Consider the following 11,942-nt stretch of genomic DNA (forward strand, 5'->3'; position numbering starts at 1 on the left):
TATTCCATTAATGTGCGAATATCCATAATTTAATGGAAACCTTTAAGGCCTAGTGATGTGGCAAATGAGGCTCTCCCCGAAGAGACATTCAAACTACAGGCTTATCTGGTGTATTGAGAAAAGAAGAAAAACCCCAACAGATGGATAAGCCCATCCTGACAGTTTTGAGCCGTCTCAATCTACGAAATCATATCTGCCTGTTTGAGTGCATCATTCAATCGTGTAAGGAGCACTAAAGTGGCGTTTTTGTCAACCTCACTCTCGTCTGTGTAACTGTTCGTGTAGATGCATGCTGGACATCCAGTTTCACAACGGCAGTCTTTGATCAAGCGGTAGGACATCGTGAGGATCTCACAGAGTAACTCAGCAACCTTCTCCGATAGACCAATGCCCCCCTCATAGTTGTCATATATAAACACTGTTGGCTTTCCAGTTACTGCCGCCTGGTATTCAGCGTGGACGCTGACATCATGTGCATCACAGAGGATAAAATATGGTAATACGGTCGGAATCACGTTTTCCAACCCTCGCAGGCCTTTTTCGAATTCTTCAACACTGGTAAGACCCATTTCTGGGACAGAGAATGGAATTGTAAACCAAGTCGCTTTAGTTTCAAACTGAAGTGGCGGGAGATCTAACGGTTCTTCACCTATAACCTTCTCATGCCTAATGATTCGGTAGCAGGTGTACGTCTCACTGATCCTGACAGTACCAGTACAAAGATCAATGGAATTGAGTTGAGCCTGAGAGCCAGGATGAATCACACTGAGATTGACCCCTTTAACCGCCTTGGTATAGTAATCGACGTCTTCCTGCCGGATTTTAATTATCATGTTCTTAAGGTCAAAGTCTTCAACGAGATGGGGTTGGCTATTGTGAAGGAAAACTGCGCCCGGATGGGCCTCACGAAATGCCTGAGTGAAATCGAGCCTTTCAAGCAGTCGGTTGCCGTACATAAGCCGGAAAGAGTCCGACGATATTGCGTTCAACTTGATAGCGCCATGGATCCGGGTTTCACCATCTGCGTAAACCCATCCAGACTCAGTACTCGCAAGGTCGCCCTGTGCATTTAATTCTTCAAGCACCTCTTCAAGATTGCCCTCAAAAAATTGATTGTCATGATGTACGTCAAGAGCGATCTCCTGTGCAGCACAGAGGAGATGGTTCGCTCGAATATACTTGTTTTCAAGGTCCAAGACGGCATTTTCGTGTGGACGCGTAAAGAAGTCTTCTGGGTGACGAATGAAGTGCTGCTCGAGCGGATTGCTGAAGGCAACCATGATGGCGACAGACTCAGTTGCTCGCCTCCCCGCCCGGCCTGCCTGCTGCCAAGTAGACATCATTGTGCCAGGGTAGCCTGAAAGGATGACGCAGTCAAGTGACCCAATGTCAATGCCAAGCTCAAGAGCGTTCGTTGAGACAATCCCAAGGAGATCGCCATCCTTGATCTCCTGCTCTATTTGCAGTCGATCCTCGGGAAGATACCCCCCTCGATATGACTTCACTCGCAGAGCTAAACGAGGATAGTCATCTTGAAGCGCTTCTCTTGTCCACAGTGCAATAAGTTCAACCAGCTGACGTGAACGAGTGAAACATAGTGTTTGTACCTCCATTGTGACACACGCCGTGAGGATTTTTGCCGTCTCGTTATGCGTGGACAGCGTAACCGTGTCTCCTTTCGCAGTTTCATTTTCAGGGTTATAGAGGACAAAAAACTTTGAACCTCGGGGTGATCCGTCACGACTGATATGCACAACTGGATGACCAATGAGCTTCTCAGCAAACTCCTCTGGATTTGCAATGGTAGCAGACGATAGGATGAACTGTGGCTTTGCACCGTAAAGGGCACAGATCCTGCGCAGCCTTCGGACAATAAGGGCGACATTCGATCCAAAAACACCGCGATAGGTATGTGCCTCATCGATGACGATGCACTTAAGATGCGTAAAGAAGGAGGCCCATTTGTCATGGCTCCCTAACATGTAGTGCAGCATATAAGGGTTCGTCAGGATTATTTTCGAACTACAACGAATACGACCGCGCTCATCACCTGGCGTATCCCCGTCATAGCGACTGGCACTTACAACAATCCGTGTCGCCTGTTCAAATTCCTTTAGTGTTTTGTATTGATCATTAGCCAGCGCTTTGATAGGATAGATATAGAGGGCAGTCGCGCGCGGATGTTTCAGTAGCATTTCAAAGATTGGGATATTGAATGCCAGTGTTTTCCCACTCGCAGTAGGCGTCGTGAGGATGATGTGCTCCCCCTCACGGATTCGTTGGATTGCATCACATTGATGGGTGTAAAGTCGGATGTTCTGCTGTCGCAGGTACACTGTAAGGGGTTCAGGAAGTGGAGGAGATACATCTCCATAGAGAGGCTCGTGTGGAGGGATCTTTTCAATGTGGGCGATCTTATCTTTGAACTGCTTATTATTCAGAAGATACCGCAATACCTTCTCTGCTTTTTTTAGGCGTGGATTAAGTGGCGACGAGAAGGATGTGGGAGCAGTTGCATCCTCCGGCTTCTCCAATTCAGTAATCCGCTTGGAAGGGTCTTCACAGGGATAACAACGTTTGGGTAACTTGGAAACCATTCCAGATTCCAGTAGCACCTCATCCCGTTTCAAAACGGCTTCGGAGAACGTTGGATCAAGTTGAAGAGCACATTCAAAGCAACGAAGAGCTGCATCGACTTCCCCCGCCTTGAGTTTTTCCAGCCCAAACCTGTACCAGGTGTCGCTCTCCTCATGTGTATCACGGATCTTCATCCATTCACTTCCTCAAACGATCAGTAATGGTCAAAATGAGTTATGCAGAGTTATCTGCCTCGTTTTCGCATGCGGGGTGTCAATCATCGGAATAGACCAATATCTGCTGGTATGACACACTCTTCAGTTCATCCTCAAGGCCGGCATCGAACGCAACCTTCGGTTTACTCTTGTAGATGAAAGTGAGTTCATTTGTGGCTCGGAGATGTTCGAGAATAGTTCGCATCTCTTCATACATTGGATACCGGCCCGATCCTGTGAGAGTCACCCATGCCCGGGCTCGGGTCAACGCGACGAAGAGGCTGTTTCGCAAGGGAATGCTCTCATCATTTCGGGCAATGGTATCAAGTCCGAGGATATAGACCATGTTCCCTTCATTTCCCTTTACCCTATTGATGCCCGACACCGTGACGCAGTTTGTCTCAGAGAATGTGTCCGGGTTTCGACCGAGATCAAGTTTGTTTTTCCCGGAAGCTGACGAGATATATGTGTCAATATCACGATCCATGAGCTCTTTTGCGATGCTGCGTACGTCATTGTTCGACCTGCTGTTCAGGGATACCACCAGAATATCTTCAGGACAGAGCCCATAGAGGGTTAGATCACGGTGTATTGAGCGCGCTATGAAAGAAAATTCTTCCTCCCGCCTATCAAAGAGTTGGAGATCAACGAGAGGCCCCTCCCAGAGATCAGGAATGATATTTGCCGCATACTCTTTTGGACGGGAGATCGTTACTCGATGGTTACTCTTAAACTCCCCTTGCACATCGTAACCGAGTGCGTTCCACTCGCCCTTCGTGGTCGGACCGGCAAGCATGCCTTCACGGAAATAGAGACCCATCCCTATTGCATGTGCAGCCATGAGGATAGGGGCGGGCGTCCGGTAGCATTTGCGCATGATAACACTCTTACGAAGAGTGAAATCCTCTCCAAATATCTCTTTTGATGACGGGATCTTGACGCTACTGGTATTCTGGTATTCATCGTATGCCCAAATTAACCGCCTCTTCTTCGGGTTTTCACAGTCAACTGGGCGCAGGGATTGATATGCCATCCAGAAGAAAGGCTGTTTCCCCTGATAAAGAAGGTCTTCTTGGTCGATAACGAAGTCTTGGCCTTCATCAATGAGTATAGCATCGAAGAGGGGGTCTACAGGGAAGTTTTTACTCTCGTGTAACTGTAGAAAACTTTTGCATGCCTTTGCAAACACTTCATTTGGGAGTAAGCGCTGATTTTGATCCTCCTTGAGCTGATCGGGAGAAAAGAAGTCGATATCATAATGGTTACAGAGGGTTCGATAGAAGCCCATCTTGCCAGCGCTCCCCCATGCGTGAAGTACCTTTAGCGTGCTATTGGGGTCATGCGGATCAAAATCACCACCATTCATCCGGCAGTAAAACCGCACCCAATACTCGATGTATTCGTAGAGAGAACGCGTGAAAAAGGTATATACGATCTGGAGGTCCGGCCACTGACAATGCATGTACGCTGCCTTCTGGCAGAGGATGTGGGTCTTCCCTGAACCTGCTATGCCGCGAAACCTCTGTGGCTCGGATACTGCTTCTTTGGCTAATTGTTCAACTTCAAGGTCGCCTTGAATAAATTGTGTTTTTAATTTTTTCAATGCCTCTGTTCGAGATACACTGTTTTGTTCTTCAATGTTCACTCTCAACCTCCAGTGCTCTCTCCTTCGAGGGCGAGGCATACTCTCTCAGGAAAGACTCTCTGAAATATACTGATCTTAGTCCTAAGGTATTTTAGCCATTCGTTTGCTCCCTGATAGCCCCTCACAAGGCGATGTTCGGCAGCGCTCACACTCACCCAAACAAGCGTACCATGAGTTTTACGCCATCACTATGCAGGGAATAGTTCTTACTCTCGGAGCTCACAGAAGACCATGTATGAGCCCTTCTCTAATTACAATAGCGGAAGATCGAAGGGGGTTACATCACTTCTAGCCAACACACAGACCGGCAGATTTTTTCCTCAACGATCTACTGAGCAGTGCTGCGTGTATCCGCAGTTCCCTGCCTGTCAGTGAGGCCATATAGGCACCCAAGGATTCACAACCCCGGGGTGCCAATTGGACAAACGAAGTGAAACGACTATAAACAGCCAGTAAGGCAGTATACTGTGTTTTAGGCAAAAACACATGTGGGTACCTAAAATACCCAACTATTTATCCCTTCTTCAATTACTTAATTTTTTAGTTTCAACGAACTAGATGAATTCTATAGAAGAGTCATAACCCCAGCACCAATTCCAAGACCAAGAAGCATACTTACAATGGCGGCTATGATTACCATCCGGTTCGATCCGCTCTCTGCCACCTGTCCCCGCAGTTCGTTCAAGGTTGCAGTCTGCTCTTCCACAACCCGTTGGCTCTCGGTGTGCTTTTGCTCAGCAGCACTGAGCCGGTCTCTATAGATACTCTCAACATCCTGCCGGATATCCGCTGTACTCTTCCCCGCTACTTCGATCTGTCGCTGGAGTTCTAGGATCGTTTTGGATGACTGTTCGCTCGCTCTTTGCATCAGATCTAACTGTTGCTTGAGGTCCGTGACCCTACCCTCATAACCCTTCTCGATGTCCTTCCGAAGATCGTCAGTACTCTTGTTGGAACTTTCCATCTGCTTCTGAAGGTCCTTGATCAACTCAGCCTGCCGCTCCTCGGTCTTCTGTGCATCGGTGCGCTGCTGCTCAACTGCTTTATTACCATTTTCAACCTGCTGTTGCAGGTCTTTGAGGCGCTCCTCGTAGGTCTTCTCAAGATCCTTCCGAACCTCTTCTGCACTTCTGCCAGCCTCTTTGATCTGTCCCTGGAGGTCTTTAATAATCTCGACTTGTTGTCCCTCGGCTTTCTTCGCATCTTCAAGCTGCTGCTCGAGGCGTTTGACCATCTCATTGTACTGCTTCTGGACCTCATTGAGTGCTGCCGCTTTCGACCGCGACAGCTCCTCGAACGTCTCCTCCACCATCGCTTTGAGCCAGGTACCAAAGGCAGTAGGCGTGGTGAATGCATGGCAGGCAACCCGCTCGAGGAAGGGGTGGTCAACCTCGTGTCCAAGAGCGGTTAAAACAGGCGTCTGCATCGCCACTACTGTAGCAGCCAGATTGAGATCGTCAAAGACTTCCAGACCCGACCCCCCACCGCGGATCAGGGCAATATAATCGTAGCCTTCTGAATCGAGCTGGCATAACAGGGTTATGATGGCCCCAGGTGAAGAGAACTTCCCGCGATGTGTGGTCACATCGTAGTGATCCAGTGCAGTGCCAACTGCTGAGGTAACATCTTGATCAACAATCCCCGTCTCTCCATAGATGGCTGCAATCTTTGGCTCAGTTCCTTGAACAATGTGAGATTTTATATTCCAGCGAGGATCGGGCAACGCCTTCTGCTGGTGCTGTTCAAGCACTTCCTGTCGTCGGAGGACTTCTGGATCAACCGTCCGCTCCTCCTGGCAGACCACTCCCGTGGCAACAAATGTGACCTGAATACCGCCGTACTTGTTGATCTTCCTTGTGAGGTATCCCTTCAGCGTACAGATCCCATCCGGAGTGAGTTGATCGCGAATCGAGGGAGTCACTTTGAGAGTTAAACTCTGATCGCCGATTTCGTCCTTCAGCTCATCGTAGTAGTATCCGCTGTATATCTTGGGCCCCTTCATTCCAAAGATGCCCCGGACGGCGACTGTTTTAAGCTCTTGAGGGAAAACGATAGCTGCATTATAGGCATTAATCAGTCCTCCCGGGCTGAACGGAAGGCTTCCCACTTCAGAACGAAGCACATTCATTCCAGTCTCATTCGATGTGCCATTCGTCGTGGTTGATGCGGGCAGGAGAGAGGTCTCGGTTTTGGTCTCAGGAGAAGGAGTTGCGCCCATCACCATCGCTTTGGCAGGGGGCACACCCACAGATACATTAATGCCCTGTTTCGGGCGGATTGGTGGAGGGAGTATTCCTTTAGTTTGACAGTATTCCTGAATAACTTCCGTGAATGCCGGCCCATACTTCCTCTGCTTATATGGACCGACGCCAAAGATGTGAATAAAATCATCCAGTGTTTGAGGATAGTACATCGCCATCTGGATGAGGCTCTCTTCTTTGAAGATCTGATATGGTTCTTTTCTGAATTTGCGTGCCAGTGTTTCGCGGACCCCAAGGAGTCGATCAAAGAGTTCGAGGTCATGTGTGGCTCTGCTGTCAGTTTTGCCGGGGTCTGTTGATAATGAGTCCATGATGTTGCACCTGCAGTAAATAAGCCTTGTATGGCGTTATTTGTGAGAGCGGATTGATAACAGGTTCATTTTAAACATTTAAGCAACAAAAAGATGTCGAAATTTCTCCCCAATTCCCTTGAATATTTCAATGATCTCGAAGACCTCCATAGTCCCTTTAGGAAGTCCTCATTTTTTTGCTGCACATAACATTATATGCCGCACAGGGTCTGATGCGCGTATAATCTGTCACGATCCGCTGGCCTAGGGCGGCGGCTCGGCCCTCAATTTTGGCCTTCCGTCCTTGGCGTACGGAGGGGGAGGGGTGCCGGCTCCGGTCCCAAAAAACATCCTAACAATAAATCTGCATATGCAGAAAATACGGAGATAACTGCCTGGGAGCGGGGGCAAGTCCCCCTGAAGAACTAAGAGCCGCAAAAACTAAGATCTGGGCCCTTTCAGCCTATTCCCCTATTTTTCCCACCCCCATATTTGCGATTTAAGGTGAGGTATTTTTGGGACGATGAATCACACGGGCCCATGCAAGATCCCCCGCCACAGCGACGACACGGGGGTGCGTGTGAGTCCATCCGCCCCATCACCATCATCATAGTGCGTCTTCCCGGGAGGGTATAGAGGGCGAGGATCACGAAGAGACCTTGGAAACCAATGAGATCGAGCACCACGACCCAGAGCGCCCCGTGACCGACTGCAAGGCCGAAGAGGTAGGAGCCGAGCGTCATCTCGATGGCGCTGACTAGGACGACTCGGGCCGGATCCCGTATCACGATGCAGAGGATAGCGAGGATGACCTTGAGGCGACCCGGAGCAAGTTCCGAGCCTCGATACCTATTCCAAAATGGCGCAGATTTAGCCAGTCTGGATCTTTCGAGATCTCATTGTATATTTTCAACAGCACCTATTCAGGAACATTTTCGATAATGCGTTGAACGCTCTCGTCCGCTCTTCATCACTGAGGATGAGGTACATTTTCTCGCCTCCGTGAGGTGTAGAACTTCACCACGAGCCAGATCTGGATCACCAATGCTCCAGCCCCCGCGATGACAAACACATAATACGTGGCCTCAAATGGGAAGGCATCGGACCAATAGGGACTTATGGTACGTATCAGCAGGGCCACGATAAAAAACCGGAACGTCCATTCAGCGGGGTAGAGGAGATCTCTGGCGATCATTTTTGGCTCCTATGGGGCTTACGTCACACGGGGTTAAAAAAATAACTTTCTGATGTTCGAGCATTTCAAAGGAGATCTTGCCATATCAGTGGTTTGTAGATATGGAAGAGAGATACCAGCCCGGCTACAGGGCTATTTCGAAGCATTAATCCCGGCTTGGACATACAGGTAGTTTCAGGATACCAAACTTGGGCCTACAGATCATTTAGGGCACGGAAGTCGCCGATCAGAGGCAATAGTTCATGCTACGACTGGAAGATATTAAGAAAGATGCGGCCGTCAACGGTATCGAGCCGGGGCAAGTCGTGCAGATCGTCACGACCGAACCTGTTGGTGAGAACGCGCTGACGGTCTATTACAGGACTGTCAATGGTCAGTTGAAAGAGCAGATGCTTTTCCGCTCCAGCGAAGCCTCTCTCTCCCTCGCGGAGGCGGGTAGGCCGTGGGCGTTCGACGCACCCGGGGAAGAGTTCAAACTTGCCGCCGAGGCCTACCGGATCGACCTCGCCTACCTCTTCGACCCGATGATGGCGGTGCATACCTCAAACGTCGAACCGCTCCCTCACCAGATCACGGCGGTCTATCAGTCAATGCTCCCCAGGCAGCCGTTGCGGTTTGTTCTGGCCGACGATCCCGGTGCCGGTAAGACGATCATGGCCGGGCTTCTGATCCGCGAACTCCTGATGCGGGCAGATGCCGAACGGATCCTGATCGTTGCTCCGGGGAGTCTCGTGGAGCAGTGGCAGGACGAGATGTATGAAAAGTTCGGCCTTGAGTTCACTATCTTCTCCCGCGACCTCGCGGAACAATCGCTCGGCGGCAACCCGTTCGACGACCACCCTCTCTTAATTGCCCGGCTCGATCAGCTCTCGCGGAACGAGGAACTGCAGGAGAAACTCGCACACACCCAATGGGACCTTGTGGTGGTGGACGAGGCCCACAAGATGTCGGCGACGTACTACGGGTCGAAGGTGAACCGGACACAGCGGTTCAGGCTCGGAGAACTGCTCGGCGCTCATACCCGCCACCTCCTTCTGATGACGGCGACGCCGCACAACGGAAAGGAGGAGGACTTCCAGCTCTTCCTCTCCCTGCTGGACTCAGACCGGTTCTATGGTAAGTTCAGGGACGGCGCTCACAAGGTGGATGTCTCGGACCTGATGCGCCGGATGGTGAAGGAGGACCTCCTGAAGTTCGACGGGACACCCCTCTTCCCCGAGCGGATCGCGGAATCGGTCACATATACACTCTCCGATGCAGAGGCCGCCCTCTACCAGCAGGTCACCCAGTACGTCCGGGAGGAGATGAACAAGGCCGACCGGATCGAGAACAACCAGCGGAAAGGTGCGGTCGGGTTTGCCCTCACCGGGCTGCAGCGGCGACTGGCCTCGAGCCCGGAGGCGATCTATCAGTCATTGAAACGCCGGCGCGAGCGGCTGAAGCGCCGCGTGGAGGAGATGAAGATCGACTCACGCGGCCAGGCGCTCGCCGAGACGCTCTTTGACGTCCGGACGAACGGCGACGTGTGGGACGCCGACGAAGAGATGGCGGCCGACGAGTACGAGGAGTACGAGGAGGAAGTCGTCGACCAGGCTACCGCCTCGCGGACAATCCACGAACTGGAGGCCGAGATTCGGATCCTCGAAGGGCTGGAGGAACGGGCACGACAGGTTGTTCGGTCAGGTCACGACCGGAAGTGGGAGGAACTCTCCCGGCTCCTGCAGGACACGCCCCAGATGCATGAGGAGAGCGGGCGGCAGCGGAAGCTGATCATCTTCACCGAGTACAAGGACACCCTCCGGTATCTGGCAGCGCGGATCCGCGGGCTACTCGGGTCAGAGGTGGCGGTGGTCACCATCGATGGAAGCGACCGGCGGGAGGAGCAGCGGAAGAAGCAGGAGATGTTCAGGAGCGACCCGGTGGTGCGGATCCTGATCGCCACGGATGCGGCCGGGGAGGGCGTGAACCTCCAGAATGCCCACCTGATGGTGAACTATGACCTGCCGTGGAACCCCAACCGGCTGGAGCAGCGGTTCGGCCGGATCCATCGTATCGGGCAGACCGAGGTCTGCCGCCTCTGGAACCTGGTGGCGGCCGAGACAAGGGAGGGCGATGTTTACCAGCGGCTGCTCCAGAAGCTGGAGACCGAGCGGAAGGCCCTCGGTGGGCGGATCTTCGACATCCTCGGGGAGGTCTTTGATGAGCGGAGCCTGCGGGATCTGTTGATCGAAGCGATCCGATATGGCGACGACCCCGAGGTGCGGGCGCGGCTCCTGCGACGGGTCGAGGGCGCCCTCGATACCGAACGCCTGCAAGAACTCATGCGGCAGAACGCTCTCTGTGAGGTGGTGATGGACGAGGGGAGGCTGTTCGCGCTCAAGGCCGATATGGAGAAGGCGGAGGCGAGGAAACTGCAGCCCTACTTCATCAGGGCGTTCTTCACCCGGGCGTTTGAGGAGGTGGGGGGCGAACTGCGGGCGCGTGAGCCGGGAAGGTGGGAGATCACCCATGTGCCTGCGGCGATCCGCGAGCGTGACCGGCAGATCTCGGGGCGTGACCGCCGGTACATGCAACCGGTGCTGAACCGCTACGAGCGGGTCTGCTTCGAGAAGGAGTACGTCCGGCTGCTCGATCGCGTGGGGGCGCCGATGGCGGCGCTGATCCACCCTGGCCACCCTCTGATGCAGGCGGCGACCGATCTCGTGCTGGAGAGGCACCAGCCGAAGCTCCGGCAAGGTGCGGTGCTGGTTGACCCAAACGATCCAGGGACGACGCCGCGGGTACTCTTCATCATCGATCACTCGGTACGAGATGGGAATGATGGGAGTCGCACGGTCTCGCGGCGGATGCAGTTCGTGGCGATCGATGACGGAGGAAGGGCGGAGAACGCTGGCTGGGCTCCTCATCTCGACCTTCAACCGATCGGCGAGGAGGAGCGGGAGCTGGTTGCCGACGTCCTCACTTCACCGTGGATCAACACCGACCTCGAACGACTGGCCCTCGCCCATGCGACCGAACGGATCGTGCCGGAGCACTTTGCCGAGGTGAAGGAGCGGCGGGAACAGACGGCCGACCGGACGATGGCGGCGGTGCAGGCCCGGCTGGTGAAGGAGATCAACTTCTGGCAGGACCGTGTCATCAGGCTGCAGGACGACCAACGGGCCGGAAAAGATGTACGGATGAACCTCGAGAACGTCCGCCGGACTGTGGACGATCTTACGACACGGCTCGCGCGACGGCAGCGCGAGCTGGCGGCGATGCGGCACGTCATCTCGGCGACGCCGGTGATCGCCGGTGGTGCACTGGTGATCCCGGCGGGGCTGCTTGCGGCTCGCCGGGGTGAGGAGACGGGTGTTGATGCCGCGGCCCGGAAGCACGTCGAGGTGGTGGCGATGCGGGCGGTGATGGATGCCGAGCGTGCCCTCGGCCACGAGGTGATCGATGTCTCGGCGGAGAAGTGCGGCTGGGACGTCACCGCACATGCCCCTGCGGGGGACGGGCGAGCGCCAATGACACGCCACATCGAGGTGAAAGGCCGGGCGAAGGGCCAGACCACTATCACAGTCTCTCGTAACGAGATCCTCTATGGGCTCAATCAGGCAGACAAGTTCGTGCTCGCGGTGGTGCTGGTGGACGGTGAGGAGTACGAAGGGCCGTTCTACATCCGGGAACCGTTCGACCGCGAACCGGGCTGGGCGGTGACGAGCATGAACCTCGATCTCGCCGCTCTCCTTAATCGGGCGGAACAACCACAGTAAT

5 protein-coding genes are annotated in these 11,942 nt (G+C 53.3%); 1 reads left to right on the forward strand and 4 read right to left on the reverse strand.

Features of this window, described 5'->3' with window-relative positions; all coding sequences use genetic code 11:
* Nucleotides 1-179: 179 nt before the first annotated feature.
* The 4 genes from MCUHO_RS01235 to MCUHO_RS01255 form a co-directional block, all read right to left on the reverse strand.
* Nucleotides 180-2,771, reverse strand: a complete 2,592-nt coding sequence (locus MCUHO_RS01235; RefSeq protein ID WP_067072518.1) for a DEAD/DEAH box helicase — start codon at nucleotides 2,769-2,771, stop codon at nucleotides 180-182.
* 79 nt (nucleotides 2,772-2,850) lie between these two features.
* Nucleotides 2,851-4,437 (reverse strand): DEAD/DEAH box helicase, encoded by a 1,587-nt coding sequence (locus MCUHO_RS01240; RefSeq protein WP_161485861.1) that lies wholly within the window; start codon nucleotides 4,435-4,437, stop codon nucleotides 2,851-2,853.
* Nucleotides 4,438-5,002: 565 nt separating this feature from the next.
* On the reverse strand, nucleotides 5,003-7,009 hold the full coding sequence (locus MCUHO_RS01245) for an exodeoxyribonuclease VII large subunit (protein WP_067072523.1): 2,007 nt from the start codon (nucleotides 7,007-7,009) through the stop codon (nucleotides 5,003-5,005).
* Nucleotides 7,010-7,958: 949 nt separating this feature from the next.
* Nucleotides 7,959-8,183, reverse strand: a complete 225-nt coding sequence (locus MCUHO_RS01255; protein ID WP_067072527.1) for a hypothetical protein — start codon at nucleotides 8,181-8,183, stop codon at nucleotides 7,959-7,961.
* Nucleotides 8,184-8,425: 242 nt separating this feature from the next.
* On the opposite strand from MCUHO_RS01255, the gene MCUHO_RS01260 reads away from it, so the two are divergent.
* Nucleotides 8,426-11,941, forward strand: a complete 3,516-nt coding sequence (locus MCUHO_RS01260; RefSeq protein WP_067072529.1) for a helicase-related protein — start codon at nucleotides 8,426-8,428, stop codon at nucleotides 11,939-11,941.
* Nucleotide 11,942 lies beyond the last annotated feature (1 nt).

Source organism: Methanoculleus horonobensis (genome assembly GCF_001602375.1).
Classification (GTDB): domain Archaea; phylum Halobacteriota; class Methanomicrobia; order Methanomicrobiales; family Methanoculleaceae; genus Methanoculleus; species Methanoculleus horonobensis.